Genomic DNA, 18,762 nt, shown 5'->3' with positions numbered 1-18,762 from the left:
TTTCTCAACCCTGTGCGAGGGCGCTGCCCTCGCACGGTACTTGTGTTGATAGATTAGCCCCCCAGGGAGAGGGTTAGGGTGAGGGGGTCGCAAGGCGAGGATTCTCGGGATAGCCACGCGATGCATCCCCCTCACCCCGACCCTCTCCCCGGGGGGGAGAGGGGGATTCTCCTCCCCTGGACGAGGGCAAGAATCCCTCCCACCCTCACGAAGCAGGCGCCAGCGCCCTGGTGAACTGCTGCAGATTGTGGCGCATCATGTCGATGTAGGTCGCGGCCGGCCCGTCCGCCGCCGACAGCGCGTCGGAATAGACCCGGCCGCCGATGCGCGCGCCGGTCTCGCGGGAGATCTGCTCCAGCAGGCGCGGGTCGGCGATGGTCTCGACGAAGACCGCCTTGATCTTCTCCTTCTTGATCTGGCGGATCATCCTGGCGATGTCGCCGGCCGCCGCCTCCGCCTCGGTCGACATGCCGACGGGCGCCAGGAAGGTCACGCCGTAGGTCTTGCCGTAATAGCCGAAGGCGTCGTGCGAGGTGACGATCTTGCGGTCCTTGCGCGGGATCGGCTTCAGCGCCGCCTTGATCTCGGCCTCCACCGCGTCGAGCTTGGCCTCGTAGGCGGCGTGGTTGGCGCGCAGGGTGGCGGCCTTGTCCGGGGCGGCGGCGACGAGGCCCTTCAGGATGTTGTCGGCATAGATTTTGGCGTTCGCGACCGACTGCCAGGCATGCGGATCGAAGGCGCCGTGCCCGTCATGCCCGTGCTCCTCATGCTCCTCCGTGCCGGCGATCGGCTTGACGCCGCTGCTGGTGACGGTCACCGGCCCCTTGTAGCCGGACGCCTTGACCAGCCGGTCGATCCAGCCCTCCATCCCCAGACCGTTGACGACGACGAGGTTGGCGGCGCCCAGCGCGCGGGCGTCGGCGGGGGTCGGCTCGTAGACATGGGCGTCGCCGTCGGGGCCGACCAGGGTCGTCACCGCGACCTCGTCGCCGCCGATCTGGCGGACCATGTCGCCGAGGATGGTGAAGGTGGCGACCACCTTCACCGGTTCGGCCAGGGCGGGAAGCGCGAACAGCGCCAGCGCCGCCGTCACGGAGACGGCAAACAGACGTTTCATCGGTGATGCTCCTTGGGACGATGGAAAGCGGGGGAGGGGGAAAGCGGGGAAGGGGAGGGGGCTCAGGCCGCCGGATGGCGGCCGGGGAACCAGCGGGTCCGCAGGCTGCCGACCGGCCCCAGCGCCAGCGACAGCAGGTAGGCGGCCCCGGCGGCCAGGACGATGGACGGCCCGGACGGCAGGTTGAGGTGGAAGGACAGCAGCAGCCCGCCGATGCCCGACGCGAAGGCGAGCGCCATGGCGGTCAGCGCCAGCGTGGCGATCCCCTCCGCCCAGAAGCGGGCCGATGCCGCCGGCAGCATCATCAGCCCGACCGCCATCAGCGTGCCCAGCGCCTGGAAGCCGCCGACGAGGTTGAGGACGACCAGCACCAGGAAGACGAGGTGGCACAGCGCGCCGAGCCGGCCGCGCGATCCGCCGACCGCGCGCAGGAAGCCGGGATCGAAGCACTCCACCACGAGCGGCCGGTAGAGCAGCGCCAGGACCAGCAGCGTGACGGTGGCGATGCCGGCGACCAGCAGCAGCCCGTCGTCGTCCACCGCCAGGATGGTGCCGAACAGCACATGCATCAGATCGACGTTGCTGCCGCGCAGCGAGACGATCAGCACCCCGCCGGCCAGCGAGATCAGGTAGAAGGCGGCGAAGCTGGCATCCTCGCGCAAAGCCGTCACCCGCGACACCAGCCCGGCGAGCAGCGCCACCGCCAGCCCGGCGAGAAAGCCGCCGATCCCCATCGCCCACAGCGACAGCCCGGCGGCGAGGAAGCCGATGGCGGCGCCGGGCAGCACGGCATGGGACAGGGCGTCGCCCATCAGGCTCATCCGCCGCAGCACCAGCAGGACGCCGACGGGACCGCAGCCCAGCGACAGGGCGAGGCAGGCGGCGAGCGCCCGGCGCATGAAGGCGAACTCCAGGAAGGGATCCACCGCGAACTCATACAGGGTCATGGCTCTGCTCTCCGGCAGGGTCCGGCCTTGTCGTCCCCCTTCTCGGGCCAACCTTCCGCCATCGCGCGGGCGCGGACCAGGTTCGCCGGAGCCAGGGCGTCGACGGTGCGGCCCCAGGCGATGGGCTCGCGCGCCAGCAGAAGCGTGTCGGGGAAATGGCTGCGGACCTGCTCCAGATCGTGCAGGACGGCGATCACGGTGCGCCGCTCGCCATGCCAGCGCCGCACGACGTCGAGCAGGTCGGCGGTCGTCCGGGCGTCGATGGCGGTGAAGGGCTCGTCGAGCAGGATCAGCCGGGCGTCCTGCACCAGCATGCGGGCGAACAGCACGCGCTGGAACTGGCCGGCCGACAGGGCGGCGATCGGGCGCCGTTCGAAGCCGGACAGGCCGACCACCGCCAGCGCCTCCTCCGCCCGGCGCCGCAGCGCGCCGCCGATGGACCGGAAAATCCCGACCCGCCGCCAGTGCCCGAGCAGCACGGTGTCGAGCACGTCGATGGGGAAGTCTCGCTCGACCTCGGCCTGCTGCGGCAGATAGGCGATGTCGGCGGGGGTCAGGCCGTGCAGCGTCACCCGGCCGTCGAGCGGGCGCAGGGCACCGACCATCGCCTTCAGCAGCGTGCTCTTGCCGGCGCCGTTCGGGCCGACCACGGCGGTCAGCGAGCCGTCGCGGAAACCGCCGCTCAGATGATGGATCGCCGGATGGCGGCGGTATCCCAGCGTCAGGTCGCTCAGCCTGACGATGGAATCCGCCATTGCGTCGGAAAAGGGCAGGGTCACGCGGGGGCCCCCCATTTCAACGCCCAACCGACCGTCAGCCAGAGCACGGCGCACAGCAGGATCGCCGCGGCGATCCGGGTCGTCGCGGCAGCGGACAGGGGCGAGCGGAAGCGGTCAGGGACCATCATAGTCCAGGCAGCGCCGTCCGCAGGTCGGGGCGCCGGGTGACGGACAACGTGCTGGCCGCGCGGCACCGGGCGACATGCTCGGGTCCCTTCGGACCGCTGGGAGGGAGGGCGGCGGGGACCGGGGATTGGTAAAGGCTGGGCATGCGATCACGGAGAAAGGAAACATCGCATAAGTAATGTTATATCATAACATATAATGCAAGCACGGTTTCACCGCGCCCCGGAGGCAACCACATTCGAGAGGCGGATTCCGGTCGAGGGACTTCCGTCACCCCCCGCGAAATCGGCGACCATCAACTGCGATGCCGACGTGCAGCACGCGAGACGGCCGGCATCGCCGCCAAGGGCATCGGACCGGCCCGAAGGGCAAGAATGAAAACCGCGGGCCGATCGCCCAGCAAGGCGGAGGCGCCCTCCTCCGCCAGCCTTCATCCTGCGCAATGACGCGACGGATCGTCCCGATTGCCGGCGAAACGCGAGGGTGTGATGCCGAAGTGGCGGCGGAACATCGCGGTGAAGGCGCTGGGGCTGTCATAGCCGAGGTTGAGCGCCACCGTCGTGACGGGGGTGCCGGTCGTCAGCATCTCCGCCGCCTGGAACAGGCGCAGCCGCTGGCGCCACGCCGAGAAGCTCATGCCCGTCGCATCGGCGAAGCGCCGGGTGACGGTGCGCCGTGACAGCCCGACCGCGTCCGCCAGCGCGTCGAGCGACCGGTCGTCCGCCGGATCGTCGACGATCATGCGCGCGATCTGCGCCATTGCGCGGTCGGCCGGCATCGGCAGATGTTCGCGCTCCAGCGGCAGCGCCGCGATTTCATCGAGGACCACCAGCCCGAGCCGCTCCTCGCGCGTGCCGGGATCGCCGCCGTCCTGCCAGTGGCTGATGCGGGCGATCCCCTCCCGCAGCAGGCTCGGGGTGGAGGCGCTGCCGAAGCGGTCCGGCAGCCGGCCGCACATCTCCGGCGCCACATAGACGTACCAGCCGGAAAAATTCCCGCACAGCCTCAACGCATGCTCCTGCCCCGGCGGGATCCAGGCGCAATGGCCGCTCGGCACCATCCAGTTCCCCTGGCGGGTGTAGATCGTCAGCAGGCCGGTGGACACCACCACGGCCTGCCCGCGGGCGTGGCTGTGCCAGCGGATCGTCACCGGCTTGGTCACGCGCTCCCGCCCGATCGCCAGCACCGTCGGCTGTTCGGGCGCATCCAGGCTGGCAAGCGAATAATTCAGCAGCCGCATGGCCTCGTCTCGATAGTTCCTGTCCCACCCGCAGGAGCGGGATGCAATGAGGAATGATACTCATTCTCATCAGGAGCCGGTAGATGCTTCCGGCACGCGGCAGGACAAGCGACAGAGGATATGATGGGGCAGACGGTGCGGAACCGGGCGGCGGCGAGCCGGGCAAAGAAGAAGAGTCGGCGCAATGCCGCGATCCCGGCGATGCTGGCGGCGGCGGCGACCGTCTGGACGCCGGCCTGGGCGCAGGACGACGCAACGCTCAGCCTGCCGGCCGTGTCGGTGACGGCGAGCCCCGGCAACCCGGCACTGGCGGCCGACGGCTACGTCGCGCCCGCCGCGCTGGGCGCCACCAAGACCGGTACCACCCTGCTGGAAACGCCGCAGACCGTCACCGTCATCACCCGCGAGGAACTGGACGCCCGCCGGCCGCAGACCGTCCGGTCGGTGCTGCGCTACGCCCCCGGCGTGCAGATCAGCGAGGACGCCGACAACCGATTGGACAGCCTGACGGCGCGCGGCTTCGCGCTCGACCAGTATCTGAACGGGCTGAAGCAGCTTTCCGGCACCTGGGCGGTGCCGAAGACCGAACCCTACCTGCTGGAACGGGCAGAGGTGCTGACCGGCCCATCCTCCGTCCTCTACGGGCAGGCGTCGCCCGGCGGCATCCTCAACATGGTGGCCAAGCGGCCGACCGCCGAGCCGCTGCATCAGGTGGAGATCCAGTCCGGCACCGGCGCGATGATGCAGGGGGCCTTCGATCTCGGCGGGCCGGTCGACAAGGAGGGCCGCGTGCTCTACCGGCTGACCGGCGTCGGGCGGACCGCCGAGACGCAGACCGACCACACCCGGGAGCAGCGCATCGCCATCGCCCCGTCGGTGACCTGGAAGCCCGACGTCGACACCAGCCTGACCCTGCTGGCCGGCTACCTGCATGACCCGAAGGGCGGCATCTGGAACCTGCTGCCCTATTCCGGCACCCTGCAGCCCAACCGCTACGGCAGGATCTCGCCCAGCTTCTACACCGGCGACACCGGGTTCGAGAGCTTCAAGCGTGACCAGACCCAGATCGGTTACGAGTTCGAGCACCGCTTCGGCAAGGCGCTGACCGTCCGGCAGAACGCCCGCTACACCCATATCGACATCGATTACGCCTCGGTCCAGGGCCTGAACCTCCAGGCCGACCAGCGGACGCTGAACCGCCAGACCTACACCGCCGACGAACGGCTCGACAGCTTCGCCATCGACAATCAGGCGGAGCTGAAGCTCGACACCGGGCCGCTGTCGCACACGCTGCTGGCGGGGGTCGACTACCAGCGGATCAACTGGGACAATCTCACCCGCTTCGGCGCCGCGCCGACGCTGGACATCCTGGCACCCAACTACACTCAGGCCATCACGCTGCCCGGTATCTTCCAGAACGCTTACCAGACCCAGAGCCAGATCGGCACCTACCTCCAGGACCAGATCCGGCTGGGCGGCTGGTCGCTGCTGCTGAGCGGGCGCGAGGACTGGGCGACGACCGACAACGAGAACCGTGTCACCAACCGCCGGACCAGCCAGTTCGACCGCGCCTTCACCGGCCGGGTCGGGCTGACCTACCTGTTCGACAACGGCCTGGCGCCCTACGCCAGCTATGCCACCTCCTTCCAGCCGGTCGCCGGCACCAACCGGCAGGGCGCCGCCTTCGAGCCGACCAAGGGCAAGCAGGTCGAGGTCGGGCTGAAGTTCCAGCCGAAGGGCTCCAACAGCTTCGCCACCGTCTCGGCCTTCGACCTGCGCCAGACCAACGTCACCACGCCGGATCCGGTCAACGCGAACTTCAACGTGCAGACCGGCGAGATCCGCTCGCGCGGCGTCGAGCTGAGCGGCGTCGCCAGCCTGACCGACGGGCTGAACGTCCGCGCCTCCTACGCCTATCTCGACAACGAGATCACCAAGGACAATTCCGGCAATGTCGGTCACAGGCTGAGCAACGTGCCGGCGCACATCGCCTCGCTGTGGGCCGACTACACGATCCAGGCACAGGCGCTGAAGGGGCTGGGCTTCGGCGGCGGCGCCCGCTATGTCGGGCCGACCTACGCCACCAACACCAACACCGTGAAGATCCCCGACTACGCCGTGTTCGACGCGGCGGTGCATTACGACCTGGGACAGGCGCTGCCCGCCCTGCAGGGGACGCAACTGGCGGTCAACGCCTCGAACATCTTCGATCGGGAGTACGTGTCGGTCTGCTCGGCCGTCGGCTGCCGCTACGGCCTGGGCCGCACGGTCTATGCCAGCGTGCGTTACTCCTGGTGATGGGGAGCATGGTTCGCGGGGCACTTCCCTGGGCGCCTCCCTTGTCGCGGCGGCGCCTGCTGGGCGGTGCCGTCGCCCTGGGTTTTGGTGGAGGGCCGGGTGCAGGTCCGGCCTGGGCGGAAATTCGAGCGGAGGCGCCGCGCCGCGTCGCCGTGCTCGACTGGGGGCTGGCGGCCTGCTGCGTTGCGCTGGGCTGCGTCCCGGTCGGCGTGCCGGCGCCGTCCTGGTGCACGCGCTATGTCGGTGCCCCGGCGCTGCCGGCCGGGGTGGTCGATGTCGGCCTGCTGTTCACGCCGAACTTCGAGCTGTTGCAGGAGGTGAAGCCGGACGCGGTCCTGATCACGCCGGGGCTGGAGGTGATGCGCGGTCCGCTGGAGCGGGTTGCGCCGGTCTTCACCGTCGCCCTCGACCGGCCGGGAGCCGGGGTGCTGGAGCGGACGGGATCGGAGACGCGGCGGCTGGCCGCCTTCCTGGGCCTGGAAACGGTGGCGGAGGCGCTGACCGCCCGCGCCGAGGCGGCGCTCGCGGAGGCCGCCGACAAGCTGGCGCCGCTGGTGGACCGGCCGGTCTGGCTCGTCAACATTCTCGACCAGCGGCATGTCAACGTCTTCGCTGCATCGAGCCTGCACCATGCGGTGCTGCACCGTCTCGGGCTGCGCAACGCCTGGAGCGGGGAGCCGACGATGGGGGAATTCGTCACGGTCGGGCTGGAGCGGCTGGCCAAGGTGCCGGACGCGCGGCTGGTCAACGTGGCGCTCGGCGGTTTCGGCCGGCTGAAGGCCATGGCGGCCAATCCCTTCTGGCAGGCGTTGCCCTTCGCCCGGGAAGGCCGCACCCACGAGATCGGCTCCGTCCTCGGTTCGGCCGGCCTGCCGGCGGTGGAGCGGCTTGCCCGGCTGCTGGCCGCGGCGCTGGTTCCGGTGGAGGCGGGCCGTGGCTGACCGCATGGCGGAAGGCGGTTTCCGTTGCGGGGCGCAGCTCGCCCTGCTCGCGCTTCTCGCCGCCGCGCTGACGGCGGTGGCGGTGCAACCCTATCTGCCGGGGCCACCCTGGACGGCCGGCACATGGCGCTGGCTGCTGGAGGGCGACGGCGACGTGCGCCGGCTGATCCTGGCCGACAGCCTGCTGCCGCGCCTGTGCACCGGCCTGCTGTGCGGCGGCGCCCTGGGGCTGGCCGGGGTGCTGTTCCAGCAGGTCCTGCGCAATCCCCTGGCCGAGCCGTCGACCCTGGGTGTCGCCGGCGGTGCCCAGCTGGCGCTGATGGCGGCGGCGACGCTCCTCCCCGGCTTCGGCGGCTTCGGCGATCTCGGGCGCGGTCTGGCGGCGCTGGCCGGCGCCGCCGGGTCGGCGGCGCTGGTGGTCGGGCTGGCATGGCGGGCGGCGTTGGCGCCGGCCGTCGTCATCCTCGCCGGCCTCGCCGTCGGCCTGACCTGCAGCGCGCTGGCAAGCGGGCTGATGCTGTTCAACGGTGCCGGCTTCCAGGCCCTGTTCCTATGGGCAAGCGGGTCGCTGAACCAGAACGGCTGGGCGATCCCACTGGCGCTGGCTCCGCAACTGGCGCTCGGGGCCGTGCTCGCCCTGCTGCTGGCACGGCCCCTCGCCCTGCTGGATCTGGGGACGGAGGGCGCCGCCGGCCTCGGCATTCCGGTGCGGACCCTGCGGCTGGCGACGCTGGCTCTGGCGGTGGCGCTGAGCGCGGCGGTGGTCAGCGCCGCTGGCGTGATCGGCTTCGTCGGGCTGGCCGCGCCGGCGATGGCGCGGCTGGCCGGGGCCCGCAGCCTGTCGGCCAGGCTGGCCTGGGCGCCGCCACTGGGTGCGGCGCTGCTATGGCTGGCCGACGCGGCGGCGCAGGTGGCCTCGCAGATCGCCGGCGGCGGCCGCGAGCTGCCGACCGGAACACTGACGGCCCTGCTCGGCGCACCGCTGCTGCTGTGGCTGCTGACCCGGTCCGGCGGCGGGGGCGGTGGCCCGCCGCTGCCGGCCGAGACGCCTGCACGGCGGCTGGCACGGCCCGGCCCCTGGCTGCTGGCGGGACTGCTCGCCCTGCTGCTCGCCTCCTGGCTGGCGCTGGCGGTGGGGCAGGGGATCGGCGGCTGGCGCTGGAGCGGCTGGGCGGATCTGCAACCGCTGCTGTACTGGCGGGCACCCCGCATGGCGGCGGCGATGGCTGCGGGGGCGATGCTGGGCACCGCCGGCGTGCTGCTGCAACGGCTGACCGGCAACCCGATGGCAGGGCCGGAGGTGCTGGGCATCGGCACGGGTGCGGCCTTCGGCGTCATCCTGCTGTATCTCGCGGTTCCCGCCTTCCCGGTGGAGGCGCAGGTGGCCGCCGCCGGAGCCGGCGCGCTGGCGACGCTCTGCGCGGTTCTGCTGCTCGGCCGGCGGCACGGCCACGCGCCGGAACGGCTGCTGCTGACCGGCGTGGCGCTGACCACCGTCTTCGGCGCCGTGGTGGCACTGCTGCTGTCGAGCGGCGATCCGCGCGCCTTCACCCTGTTCCGCTGGCTGACCGGCTCGACCTATCTGGTGACCCCGGCCATCGCCGTCGCCGCCTGGGCCGCCGCCCTGCCGCTGGTGGCGGCGCCGCTGCTCTGTGCCCGCTGGCTGGAGATCCTGCCTCTGGGAGAGGAGGCGGCACGCGGGCTCGGCCTGCGGCTGCCGCTGGTGCGCGGGGTCGTCCTGCTGCTGGTCGCGGCGCTGACCACGGCGGCGACGCTGGTGGTCGGCCCGCTGAGCTTCGTCGGGCTGATGGCCCCGCATGCCGCCCATCTGTGCGGCCTGCAGCGGGCGGTGCCGCAACTGGCCGGGGCGGCGCTGGCCGGCGCCCTGGTCATGGTGCTGGCCGACTGGCTGGGCCGCGTCCTGCTGTTTCCCGCCCAGATGCCGGCCGGCCTGCTGGCGACCCTGCTGGGTGCCCCTTACCTTCTCTGGCTGTTGCGACGATGAACGACTCCGCTCCTTTACCCGGTGGCGATCCCGCCCGGGACCGCTTCGCGCTGCTCCGCGCGGCGCTGCGCCTGCTGCGCCCCTTCTGGCCGGCGACCCTGGCCGCGACCCTGCTGGGGGCGGCCGGCGGCCTTGCCACCGCGGCGCTGCTGGCGCAGGTCAACCGCGGCCTGCAGGCGGCCGACGGGATCGGCGCCGGCTTCCTCCTGGCCTTCGCCGGCCTGTGCGGGCTGAGCGTGCTGGGCAAGGCGGCGGCCGGCATCGGCAACAGCCTGGTCGGCCAGAAGCTGGTCGCGGCGCTGCGCAAGGACATCGCCGCCCGCATCCTGCGCGCACCGATCGCCGCCATCGAACGGCAGCGGACGCACCGGCTGGTCGCCTCGCTGGTCAACGACGTGGAGGCGGTGAGCATCTTCACCTTCAACGTCTCCGGCTACGCCGTGGCTTTGACGGTGACGCTGGGCTGCTTCGGCTATCTGCTGGCGCTGTCGCCCGCCTTGCTGCTGCTGGTTCTGCTGGCGGTGACGGCGGGCATGCTGGTCACCCACCATGCCCGCCGCGCCTGGATGGCGGATTACGCCGATGTCCGCGACGCCCAGGACGATCTGCAGAAGCAGTACCGCGCCATCACGGAGGGCGCCAAGGAACTGCGCGTCGACCGGCCGCGCCGCCGCCGGGTGTTCGGAGACCTGCTGGGCGGGGCGGTGGATCGCATCGCCAGCCGCAAGAGCCACGCCATGCGCCTGTTCTGGACGGCGGATGCCGTCGGGTCCGGCCTGTTCTTCCTGGTCATCGGCATCATGCTGCTGCTGCGCGACCGGCTGGCGCTGGAGCCGGCGGTGGTCAGCGGCTTCGCCATCGTGCTGCTCTACGTCAAGGGGCCGCTCGACCAGCTCGTCGGTGCCTTGCCGGCGCTGGGGCAGGCACAGGTCGCCTTCCGGCGGGTCGCCCGGCTCGCCGCCGATTTCGACGGGCACGAACCGGTGGCGCTGCTGGAACCCGGCGGACCGACGCCGGATCTGCGCCGGAGCATCGTGCTCGACGGCGTGCACTACGCCTACCCGCCGGCGGGAGAGGACGGCCGGCCGGGTTTCGCGGTCGGCCCGGTCGACCTGGAGATCCGGCGCGGCGAGATCCTGTTCATCGTCGGCGACAACGGATCGGGCAAGACGACGCTGATCAAGCTGCTGCTCGGCCTCTACGCGCCGCAGGCCGGCGCCATCCGGCTCGACGGGCAACCGGTCGGGGAGGAGGCGCGCGACGATTACCGCCAACTCTTCGCCACCGTCTTCACCGACTATTTCCTGTTCGACGAGGTCGGCACCCCCGGCGCCGGCCTGCCGCCGGAGGCGGAACGCTACCTGGAACGGCTGGACATCGCCCACAAGGTGTCGCTGCGCGACGGCGTCTTCTCCACCACCGACCTGTCGACCGGCCAGCGCAAGCGGCTGGCCCTGCTGAACGCCTGGGCGGCCGGCCGGCCGGTGATCGTCTTCGACGAATGGGCCGCCGACCAGGATCCCGGCTTCCGTCACCTCTTCTATACCGAGCTGCTGCCCGATCTGCGCCGCCAGGGCCGGGCGCTGGTGGTGATCTCGCATGACGACCGCTATTTCGGCGTCGCCGACCGGGTGGTCCATATGGCGGACGGGCGGATCGCGCGGGTTTGCACGCAAGCCGCGGAAGGCCCGGACGATATCGCAGGGAATGCCGAACGATGAGCACCAGCTTCTTCGACCTGGACAATGTCGGCGCGGCCGTCCCCGGCCGTACCCTGCTGCACCCGTTGAGCCTGGCGCTGGCTCCCGGACGGGTCATCGGGCTGATCGGGCACAACGGATCGGGCAAATCGACCCTGCTGAAGCTGATGGCGCGCCAGCTCGCCCCGTCCACCGGGACGATCCGCTTCGAAGGCCGGCCGCTCGCCGCCTGGGAAAGCCGCGCCTTCGCCCGACGGCTCGCCTATCTGCCGCAGCAGACGCCCGCCGCCCCCGGCCTTCTCGGACGCGAACTGGTTGCGCTCGGCCGCTATCCCTGGCACGGCCCGTTCGGCCGCTTCGGTGCGGCCGACCGCCAAGCGGTGGAAGACGCGATGACGCAGGCCGGCGTCGCCGACTTCGCCGGCCGGCCGGTCGATGCGCTGTCGGGCGGGGAACGCCAGCGGGTTTGGCTGGCGATGATGGTGGCGCAGCGGCCGGGCGCCCTGCTGCTGGACGAGCCGACCTCGGCCCTCGACATCGCGCATCAGGTCGAGGTGCTGTCCCTGATCCGCCGTCTCGGCCGCGACCATGGCCTCGGCGTGGTCATCGTGCTGCACGACGTGAACATGGCGGCCGGCTTCTGCGACGAGCTGCTTGCCCTGCACAGCGGCCGCCTGATCGCCCGCGGCGCACCGGACGACATCATGACTCCGGCGATGCTGGAGCGCATCTACGGCCTGCCCTTCGGGGTGATGCCGCATCCGGTTTCAGGCCGGCCGATCGGCTATGTCTGATGCCGCCCCTCGCCCGCCAGCCCCTCACGCCACCCGCAGCGCCCCGGCGGTGTCGTGGTAGAAGCCGTTGACCAGCGGCGCGTCGATCAGCCCGCCCAGCTCCGCCGCCACCTCGGCCCCGTCGCGCCGGCCGTCCAGCACCGCCCGGAAGGCTTCGGCGACCCGCACCATGTCCATCGCCTGCGGCGACAGGCGGAAGCGGCTCACCCCCATGTCCGCCAGCGCCGGCATCTCCGCCGCCAGACACAGGCAGCCGTGCGACATCGTCTGCGTGCCGTTGACGGTCAGGAAGGGCTGCCCGTCCATCGTCGTCACCGGCATGCCGTCCGGGTCCTTGCCGCAGACGAACTGGCAGCCGTCCTTGTGCAGCCCATGGGCGCGCGCGTGATAGCAGCGGGCCGAGATGGCGAGCGGCGCCCGCCCCCAGACCTGCACCTCGGTCTCCACCCCCAGCTCCCGCCCGGCCTTCGCCAGCACCGCGACGGTGGCGGCCGGCAGCTCCGCCGGCAGCGACACCGCCACCGCGCCGCGCTCCGCCATCCAGCCGAGCGTCGCCTCGTTGTAGACGTTGATCGTCGGTCCGACCGCATGCGGCCGCCCGGCCAGCAGGGCCAGCGCCCCCATGTCGTTCGCCTCCACAAGCCCGGCATCGGCGGTCACCAGATCGCGCATCGCCGCGCGTTCGCGCTCGCTGCCGACCAGGATCGGGCTGGCGAGCCACACCGTCTTGCCGGCGGCGGTCAGCCGTTCGATGACGTCCCCGATCGCCTCGGCGAAGAAGGGCGCCCGCTTGAAGCAGACGATCTCGCCGACGACCACGGTGTCCACCGGCGCCTCGTCGGCGATGCGGGCGTAGAAGTCGCGCCAGCGGTTGACCGGCCAGTTGAACAGCACCGGCCCCAGGGTAAGCGACGCAGTCATTCCGTAAAACTCCTCAGCGCCAAGCGCGGGTATAGGCCCCGGTGGTCTGGGTCCCGCCCTCGACCATCGCCTGCAGATCGATGTGCGGCACCGGCCGGCCGGCGGCGAAGGTCTCCAGCGCCTCGCGATAGGCGCGGACCACCGCGGCGATATAGGCCTTGCCGCGCTGCCGCCCCTCGATCTTCAGCGCCCGCACGCCGGCCGCCTTCAGTTCCGGCAGCAGGTCCATGGCGTTGAGGCTGGTCGGCTCCTCGAACAGGTAGGCCGGCCCGTCTCCGGCAACGAAGCGGCCCTTGCACAGGGTGGGATAGCCGGCCTGCTCGCCCTCGCCGAACACGTTGATGGTGAAGCCGCCCAGCGTCGAGGCCAGCGCGCCGCCGCGCTGTTCGTAGCGGACATGGCTGGCCGGCGAACAGACGCCCTGCTTGTTGGGCGACAGGCCGGTGGCGTAGGAGGACAGCGAACAGCGCCCCTCCGCCATCGGGCAGAGGCCGCCGAAGACGAACACCTCGGTCTCGATGTCGATCTCGGCGTTCAGCTTGGCGATCTCCGGCACCGTCAGCACGCGCGGCAGCACCACCCGGCGCACGCCGAAGGCATCGCGGTACAGCCGGATCGCCTCGACATTGGCGGCCGACGCCTGGACCGACAAATGCAGCCGCAGGTCGGGATGACGCTTGGCGGCATAGGCGAGCAGCCCCGGATCGGCCATGATGACGGCATCGACCTTCAGCCGCGCCGCATCGTCGACCGCCTTCTGCCAGGGGCCGAGATTGCCCGCCTGCGGATAGGTGTTGATGGCGACATAGACCTCGACCCGCCGGGCATGGGCGTAATCCACCGAGTCGGCGACATCCTGCCGGGTGAAGTTCAGCCCTGGAAAATTGCGGGCGTTGGTCTCGTCGCGAAAGCCGAGATAGACGGCATCGGCCCCGGCATCGACGGCGGCGCGCAGCGCGGCCGGCGTTCCCGCCGGGCAGATCAGCTCGAAATTATCCATGATCCCTTACGCCCTCTTATCCGGCAGCGTATCCGGCAATGTCCCGGCAATACGCGCCTCCACCCGCTCGATCCCCCGCCGCAGCGGCGGCGGCAGCAGCCGGCGCGCCGCCTCGATCCGGTCCAGCACCGGCCCGGCATTGCGCCGCAGCACCGGCAGGACGCGGGCCAGCGGCCCGGCGATGGAGGCGGCGTCGGCCACCAGATCCATCTCCTCCTCGCCGTCCAGCGTGTTGCGCAGGGCGAGGATCAGGGCGGTGTCGCCGGAGATGGCCAGCTCGCGCCGGAAGAACAGCGCGTCGCCGTCGATCCTTCCCTCCAGCAGGTCGAGCAGCCGGGCATAGGGTCCGCGGACCACCGCATCGGCTGCTCCCGCGTCGCCGACGCCACCGGCCCCGCGCGGCACGGCATGCAGCGACAGCTGCGGCCCGACGCGCATCAGCAGCGCGACCGGCGCGTCGACCGGCTCGATCAGCACGCGGGCATCCGCCATCTCGCGCAGCGCCGCGAAGGCACGCGGGTGGCGGTCGGCCAGCAGCCGCAACAGGCGGGCGAGCAGCGCGTCGCCGGCCCGCCGGCCCAGCTTGGGCACCAGCCCCAGCCCGGCCCGGCTCAGCCCGGTCTCGAACCGGCGGGCACGCTCGTCGGCAACAGCATTCGGTGCGACATCGGGATCGCGCATGGGCGGCTTCCCTCCTCATCGGTCATTCCGCCGCCCATGAAAGCCGGTAACCGCCTGACGTCATTGACCTCGGTCAAGTTCAAGCTTCAAAAAGCCCTTGCGTCAGGCCGCACTCGCCATCCCGGCGCGGTCGATCAGGTCATACAGCTCGCGGTCCTCGCGGCCGATGCGGTGTTTCAGCGCGGCGACCACGTCGCGGGTCTCGCGGACGAAGGCGGCCGGGTCCTTGGCGACCGCCACCGGACCGGGCCAGCGGGTGCGGTACAGGTCGAAGCGCGCCCTCAGATTGCCCATCTCGGTCTGGAATCGCGCCGCCGTGGCCCGCACCCCGGCGTCGGGATGGGTCAGCAGCCGGGGATAGAGCGCGCTGTCCTCCAGCGACAGGTGGACGGCGAAGATGCCGAACAGCTCGCGCACGGTGGCGATCAGCGCCGCCGGGTCCGATTCCACCGACCGCGAGGCCAGCAGGGCTTCGATGCGGCCGGCCAGTTGGCCGACATTGGCATGATGGTCGCGATAGAGCGCGGTGCTGACGCTGGCATTGGTCATGATGCTGTCTCCAACCGGTGCCGTCCTTGATCGAACGGCGTTGAAGCCAGGATGCCGGCCGCGCGCCGCGGCATCGTTGCGCCACCGCAAACAACTCTTCGCCGGCCGAGTCCAGTGACGGAGTTCAGTAATTGTCCCATAGACCGGGCGTCACCAGCTCGACCAGATGGCCGTCCGGATCGCGGACGTAGATGCTGCGAGCGCCCCGGGGCCATGCGACGATGCTTTCGACGGCGACGCCATGCCCGGCGAGCCTCGCCAGCCAGCCGTCCACATGCTCCGCCGAAATGGCGAAGGCATAATGAAGGCTGCCGCCTCCGCCATGGGGCGGGATCGTCCCGCCGGGCGTGTCGAGAGGCTGGTCGGTCAGTCCTTTTTGAAACAGCAGCAGCACGCTGCCCGGCCCCACGGGATAGGCGGCGAGCCGGTCGCCGAGAAGCATCGACCGCAGCCCCATGACTCCCTCGTAAAAGGCGCGGGCCTTTGCCAAGTCGTCGACATAGAGGCCGGTCTCGACGACGCCGTTCAGGGTGGGGGCGGTATCCGCCATCGGAATCCCTCATGCCGGTCGCAGTCATGGTGCCGGGAGACGCAAGCTTATTATGGGACCGACGGTCGCTCAAGCCGCGGCGAACGGTCCGGATCGGACATGGGATGTGGGGCCGCTCACAGCCTCGGGACGGAAATGCGCTCACGATCGCTGCCACGCCGCGGACGACCTTCGGGCGGTGCCAGGCTGAGACATTCTCCGGACGGAGCGAATCCATGACCGTTCTCTGCATCACCGCCGCCACCTCGATCCTGAGCATCGGGCTGCTGGTCGGCTTCGATCTCTGCATCGATCTACCGTCGGGCATGGCCGGGACATGGGCCGCCCGCTCCGACCGCGACCGGTCCAGCGAGGATATGATGGGGTAGGGGCTGCCGGTCAGGCCTCTCGGCTTCGCAGTCGGCGGCGCAACCGGCATGCCTGGATCAGCGGTAGCTGTGCCATTCCTCGACCGTCCAGCCGGCCACGGCCTGCGCCGTGGCGGCGAGCCAGCCCTCCGGTTGCCGGTGGAGATCGCGCTGGATGGCATCGGTGTCGGCATCGGCGGCATGGACCGCCGCCAGCTCGGCCGCCATCGCGGCGACCAGCTTGTTGCGCCGGGATCTCGCGATTTCGTCGAAGTCGAGCTTGCGGTTATTGGGCGACAGCCGCCGGACGACGTGGCCGGGGCCATGGACGAGCGTCGGATCCGGCGAGCGGTATTGCCCGGTCGCCATGCGCTGCGCCAGCCCCGCTTCACGGCCCATGACCCAGCAGGATGGCATCACGCCCTTGACCTCGGCGGCGACCGGGCCGCCGCGGTGGATGCCGGAGGCTGCGAAGCGCGGCCGCCCCAGACCGCTGGCGCCGGCCGTGCGGGGCGCGATCTTCCGGTCGGACAGCTCGTCCGGCAGCGCCGCGAGCAGCAGCGCCTCGAATTCGGGCGGTTCGACCGGAGCGGGCGGTGCATCGCGCAGCTTGTTCCAGAACTCGACGCGATCGTCGTTCTTCGCCTCGAACAGGTCGCGCAACCAGCCGGTGCCGCCCTCCAGGACGACCGGCTGCGGGGTCCTCAGCGCCGTTGCATAGGAGTCCAGGGCGATACCGGCCACATCGCCAGCGTCCTGCGCGTCGTCTGCCACCAGAATGCTGGCGCACAGCCGGACCAGATCGAGCGCATAGGGCAGGCGGGCGGCTTCGTCGTAATCGTTGATCCCCCAGACCAGCCTGAACTGGGCGTCGCGCCACAGGCCGAAATTGCCGGCATGGGCGTCGCCGACCGAGGCCGCCACCGGTGCCGCCATCAGGTCCGGACAGAGTGCCGCCGCGCATTCGGCCCAACGCCAACAGGTCGCGCGCAGGAAAAGGAAGGCGTTCCTGCGCATCTTCTCATGTTTGAGGTCGAGATCATCCCGGCGAAGAGCGGCGCCGAACTGCCTCCCGAGTTCGGCTTCGTAGCGGTCGATGGAGGTGGTCAGGTCGGATCGGGACATCTGCGCTTCTCCTGTACGAACTCCGAAACGGCACTCCGGACCGACCGGGCCGGAAACGATACCGGCCCAGCTTTGCCATATTGCGCCGCATGTGCATCTTGACGGCAGACAGCAGCGAATGCTTTCAACCATGCGTCGGATGAAAGCGGGCCATCGAAATTTCCGGGCGGCATTTCCATTTTCTCGGTATCTTCAGTAAAGGGCTAATCCGATTCTCAAATCAGCATATTGTGCTTCCGCTGCTTTATATTGTTAATTCAGGGCAAAATTTGGCAAATAAACGTAATATCGGCAATCTATACGGCCATCTAATAATTTGTTTGCAGAATTCTTCAAGACGTTATTGAAAGGAGAGTTCCTTCTGCCCTTGCCGCCCAACCAACAGTCTTACCGCATATGGATCCAAGATCCACTTCGGCAGAACTTACGCGCCATAAGGTTTGCCTGGAGCATTTCGCTCTCATAGAGGGCATATTCCTGCTAAACTCCACCATCGGCTGACAAGGCGAAGCAGAACGGACATGCCGCCGATCCTCCCATGCATGAGCAGTGAAACATCCGACTGTGATTACACGGTGGGCGATGATCCGTCGGAGGTTCTTGATCCGGCCACCGCACTTGCCAGGGGAACGATGGGATATGACAAAACAAAATCAGATAACAGGATTCGGCGAGCATCGATTTCAAAATAATTGAGATGCAATTCGGAAAGGTATCGTCATCAGGAGAATGGAAGCCAATGACCATATCGAAAGTCAACCATAGCCATGGTCATGCAAGAACTGAACTATCATCCTATGCAAGATTTGTCGCAATTAAGGTCAATCGCCTAATTCCTGGAAGACGAGCGTCATCGGATCACATCCATGACCTTATGATATACATATCAATATGGATTGGAGTTGCATCATTAGGTTTAATATTATTGATTGTTCTAGTTTTGCTATATCTACTTTTTGGAGAAACACGACCTCCGCTTAACCTTGCCTTTCTATCTGGATATTTCGGATTGTACATGGCAGCTATAGGATTTATGGTGAAAACGATTGGGATGACGATTGAGAGTGCGACGAAAAGACTTGGCTTTGCCGATATGTTCGTTGCCGACATCCTGGCCATCTGCAACGTTATCGACCAATTTGATCTATGGAAACGCTTTGAAGCTCTGTATGGCGAGTTGGATTACGCGGGCATTGATGCGTCACCTTATCAAGCAAGGTCGGAGAACTACTTTGATCTGTGGCAAAAGCACAGCCATGAGATCGGCGCACTCGACCAGAAATCCATAAAACGCATCACGCGATTTTACACCTACCTCAAAGCCTCAAGAGACGCGACATTGGAGCTCAGATACTGGAATAAAGATACTCCTATTCCCGTCAAACAAATATGCATTAGAAACATCCTGCTTACACTGGCGCTTTCCTTGAAAAATGCCCGATTATCCTTAACAAGCCTCGTTGACAAAAACGAGCTCGAAAAAGAAAATGGATACTCTTACATCAAGAAACAAAATGGCATGGCAACCAGAGTGTTAATCAATATAGGGATTGATCATAGAACAATAAACAATCTTGGCCTGACTTTCGATGAAGATGGAAAAGAAATCACTCTGCATATTCCAGAATAGACGACGATAAAA

At 68.7% G+C, this 18,762-nt stretch carries 18 protein-coding genes; 7 read left to right on the top strand and 11 right to left on the bottom strand.

All coding sequences use genetic code 11. The features are described from left to right. Positions 1-205 precede the first annotated feature (205 nt). The 5 genes from JHL17_RS17415 to JHL17_RS17400 all read right to left on the bottom strand — a co-directional run bounded on the left by JHL17_RS17415 (position 206) and on the right by JHL17_RS17400 (position 4,209). The gene (locus tag JHL17_RS17415; RefSeq protein ID WP_200194886.1) at positions 206-1,117 is read right to left on the bottom strand and encodes a metal ABC transporter substrate-binding protein; all 912 of its coding nucleotides are present in this window, start codon (positions 1,115-1,117) and stop codon (positions 206-208) included. A gap of 62 nt (positions 1,118-1,179) precedes the next feature. Further along, a complete protein-coding gene (locus JHL17_RS17410; protein WP_200194885.1) occupies positions 1,180-2,064 on the bottom strand; it encodes a metal ABC transporter permease in 885 nt (294 codons plus the stop codon). Next, entirely contained in the window at positions 2,061-2,843 is a 783-nt protein-coding gene (locus JHL17_RS17405; RefSeq protein WP_425599628.1) for a metal ABC transporter ATP-binding protein, read from the bottom strand. Before JHL17_RS17405 ends, JHL17_RS17410 begins: the two co-directional genes overlap by 4 nt. Further along, complete coding sequence (locus JHL17_RS37660) at positions 2,840-2,971, bottom strand: hypothetical protein (RefSeq protein ID WP_282189325.1); 132 nt, start codon at positions 2,969-2,971, stop codon at positions 2,840-2,842. The genes JHL17_RS17405 and JHL17_RS37660 overlap by 4 nt, the downstream gene beginning before the upstream one ends. A 428-nt stretch (positions 2,972-3,399) precedes the next feature. Continuing rightward, a complete protein-coding gene (locus JHL17_RS17400) occupies positions 3,400-4,209 on the bottom strand; it encodes a helix-turn-helix transcriptional regulator (protein ID WP_200194884.1) in 810 nt (269 codons plus the stop codon). Between the two features lie 120 nt (positions 4,210-4,329). Between JHL17_RS17400 and JHL17_RS17395 the strand changes: the two genes are divergently transcribed. The 5 genes from JHL17_RS17395 to JHL17_RS17375 are packed head-to-tail and all read left to right on the top strand — an operon-like array spanning position 4,330 to position 11,947. Next, complete coding sequence (locus tag JHL17_RS17395; RefSeq protein ID WP_200194883.1) at positions 4,330-6,507, top strand: TonB-dependent siderophore receptor; 2,178 nt, start codon at positions 4,330-4,332, stop codon at positions 6,505-6,507. Positions 6,508-6,515: 8 nt separating this feature from the next. Beyond that, positions 6,516-7,448: an ABC transporter substrate-binding protein gene (locus JHL17_RS17390; protein WP_200194882.1), complete on the top strand. Its 933-nt coding sequence runs from the start codon at positions 6,516-6,518 to the stop codon at positions 7,446-7,448. Continuing rightward, positions 7,441-9,453, top strand: coding sequence for a Fe(3+)-hydroxamate ABC transporter permease FhuB (fhuB, locus tag JHL17_RS17385; RefSeq protein WP_200194881.1), 2,013 nt, complete (start codon positions 7,441-7,443; stop codon positions 9,451-9,453). The genes JHL17_RS17390 and fhuB overlap by 8 nt, the downstream gene beginning before the upstream one ends. Next, complete coding sequence (locus tag JHL17_RS17380) at positions 9,450-11,174, top strand: cyclic peptide export ABC transporter (RefSeq protein ID WP_200194880.1); 1,725 nt, start codon at positions 9,450-9,452, stop codon at positions 11,172-11,174. The genes fhuB and JHL17_RS17380 overlap by 4 nt, the downstream gene beginning before the upstream one ends. Further along, the gene (locus JHL17_RS17375; RefSeq protein ID WP_200194879.1) at positions 11,171-11,947 is read left to right on the top strand and encodes an ATP-binding cassette domain-containing protein; all 777 of its coding nucleotides are present in this window, start codon (positions 11,171-11,173) and stop codon (positions 11,945-11,947) included. The genes JHL17_RS17380 and JHL17_RS17375 overlap by 4 nt, the downstream gene beginning before the upstream one ends. 24 nt (positions 11,948-11,971) lie before the next feature. Here the strand turns inward: JHL17_RS17375 and ubiV are convergent, their stop codons facing one another. The 5 genes from ubiV to JHL17_RS17350 all read right to left on the bottom strand — a co-directional run bounded on the left by ubiV (position 11,972) and on the right by JHL17_RS17350 (position 15,648). Then, positions 11,972-12,868 carry a ubiquinone anaerobic biosynthesis protein UbiV gene (ubiV, locus tag JHL17_RS17370; protein ID WP_200194878.1) on the bottom strand — a complete coding sequence of 299 codons (897 nt, stop codon included), beginning with the start codon at positions 12,866-12,868 and terminating at the stop codon, positions 11,972-11,974. 13 nt (positions 12,869-12,881) lie between these two features. Next, positions 12,882-13,868: a ubiquinone anaerobic biosynthesis protein UbiU gene (gene ubiU, locus JHL17_RS17365; RefSeq protein ID WP_200194877.1), complete on the bottom strand. Its 987-nt coding sequence runs from the start codon at positions 13,866-13,868 to the stop codon at positions 12,882-12,884. A gap of 6 nt (positions 13,869-13,874) precedes the next feature. Then, the gene (gene ubiT / locus JHL17_RS17360) at positions 13,875-14,549 is read right to left on the bottom strand and encodes a ubiquinone anaerobic biosynthesis accessory factor UbiT (RefSeq protein ID WP_200194876.1); all 675 of its coding nucleotides are present in this window, start codon (positions 14,547-14,549) and stop codon (positions 13,875-13,877) included. Positions 14,550-14,651: 102 nt separating this feature from the next. Then, the gene (locus JHL17_RS17355; protein WP_200194874.1) at positions 14,652-15,098 is read right to left on the bottom strand and encodes a hemerythrin domain-containing protein; all 447 of its coding nucleotides are present in this window, start codon (positions 15,096-15,098) and stop codon (positions 14,652-14,654) included. A 124-nt stretch (positions 15,099-15,222) separates the two neighbouring features. Beyond that, a complete protein-coding gene (locus tag JHL17_RS17350) occupies positions 15,223-15,648 on the bottom strand; it encodes a VOC family protein (RefSeq protein ID WP_200194873.1) in 426 nt (141 codons plus the stop codon). 215 nt (positions 15,649-15,863) lie between these two features. Here JHL17_RS17350 and JHL17_RS17345 point away from each other — a divergent pair, with 215 nt between their 5' ends. After that, positions 15,864-16,016: a hypothetical protein gene (locus tag JHL17_RS17345; protein WP_200194872.1), complete on the top strand. Its 153-nt coding sequence runs from the start codon at positions 15,864-15,866 to the stop codon at positions 16,014-16,016. Between the two features lie 57 nt (positions 16,017-16,073). Here the strand turns inward: JHL17_RS17345 and JHL17_RS17340 are convergent, their stop codons facing one another. After that, complete coding sequence (locus tag JHL17_RS17340; RefSeq protein WP_200194871.1) at positions 16,074-17,120, bottom strand: DUF2252 family protein; 1,047 nt, start codon at positions 17,118-17,120, stop codon at positions 16,074-16,076. A 1,015-nt stretch (positions 17,121-18,135) separates the two neighbouring features. On the opposite strand from JHL17_RS17340, the gene JHL17_RS17335 reads away from it, so the two are divergent. Beyond that, positions 18,136-18,750: a hypothetical protein gene (locus JHL17_RS17335; RefSeq protein WP_200194870.1), complete on the top strand. Its 615-nt coding sequence runs from the start codon at positions 18,136-18,138 to the stop codon at positions 18,748-18,750. Positions 18,751-18,762: the final 12 nt, after the last annotated feature.

This window comes from Azospirillum endophyticum (assembly GCF_016595245.1).
Lineage (GTDB): Bacteria > Pseudomonadota > Alphaproteobacteria > Azospirillales > Azospirillaceae > Azospirillum > Azospirillum endophyticum.
This window is presented reverse-complemented; position numbering and strand designations above follow the sequence as displayed.

What these genes read in the sequence shown, in the direction of transcription:
- JHL17_RS17410 (WP_200194885.1), bottom strand. Translation starts at nt 2,064, where the DNA reads ATGACCCTGTATGAGTTCGCGGTGGATCCCTTCCTGGAGTTCGCCTTC.
- JHL17_RS17415 (WP_200194886.1), bottom strand. Translation starts at nt 1,117, where the DNA reads ATGAAACGTCTGTTTGCCGTCTCCGTGACGGCGGCGCTGGCGCTGTTC.
- JHL17_RS17355 (WP_200194874.1), bottom strand. Translation starts at nt 15,098, where the DNA reads ATGACCAATGCCAGCGTCAGCACCGCGCTCTATCGCGACCATCATGCC.
- ubiT (WP_200194876.1), bottom strand. Translation starts at nt 14,549, where the DNA reads ATGCGCGATCCCGATGTCGCACCGAATGCTGTTGCCGACGAGCGTGCC.
- JHL17_RS17350 (WP_200194873.1), bottom strand. Translation starts at nt 15,648, where the DNA reads ATGGCGGATACCGCCCCCACCCTGAACGGCGTCGTCGAGACCGGCCTC.
- JHL17_RS17345 (WP_200194872.1), top strand. Translation starts at nt 15,864, where the DNA reads ATGACCGTTCTCTGCATCACCGCCGCCACCTCGATCCTGAGCATCGGG.
- JHL17_RS37660 (WP_282189325.1), bottom strand. Translation starts at nt 2,971, where the DNA reads ATGATGGTCCCTGACCGCTTCCGCTCGCCCCTGTCCGCTGCCGCGACG.
- JHL17_RS17375 (WP_200194879.1), top strand. Translation starts at nt 11,171, where the DNA reads ATGAGCACCAGCTTCTTCGACCTGGACAATGTCGGCGCGGCCGTCCCC.
- JHL17_RS17340 (WP_200194871.1), bottom strand. Translation starts at nt 17,120, where the DNA reads ATGTCCCGATCCGACCTGACCACCTCCATCGACCGCTACGAAGCCGAA.
- ubiV (WP_200194878.1), bottom strand. Translation starts at nt 12,868, where the DNA reads ATGACTGCGTCGCTTACCCTGGGGCCGGTGCTGTTCAACTGGCCGGTC.
- JHL17_RS17395 (WP_200194883.1), top strand. Translation starts at nt 4,330, where the DNA reads ATGATGGGGCAGACGGTGCGGAACCGGGCGGCGGCGAGCCGGGCAAAG.
- JHL17_RS17335 (WP_200194870.1), top strand. Translation starts at nt 18,136, where the DNA reads ATGGCAGCTATAGGATTTATGGTGAAAACGATTGGGATGACGATTGAG.
- JHL17_RS17380 (WP_200194880.1), top strand. Translation starts at nt 9,450, where the DNA reads ATGAACGACTCCGCTCCTTTACCCGGTGGCGATCCCGCCCGGGACCGC.
- ubiU (WP_200194877.1), bottom strand. Translation starts at nt 13,868, where the DNA reads ATGGATAATTTCGAGCTGATCTGCCCGGCGGGAACGCCGGCCGCGCTG.
- JHL17_RS17400 (WP_200194884.1), bottom strand. Translation starts at nt 4,209, where the DNA reads ATGCGGCTGCTGAATTATTCGCTTGCCAGCCTGGATGCGCCCGAACAG.
- JHL17_RS17390 (WP_200194882.1), top strand. Translation starts at nt 6,516, where the DNA reads ATGGTTCGCGGGGCACTTCCCTGGGCGCCTCCCTTGTCGCGGCGGCGC.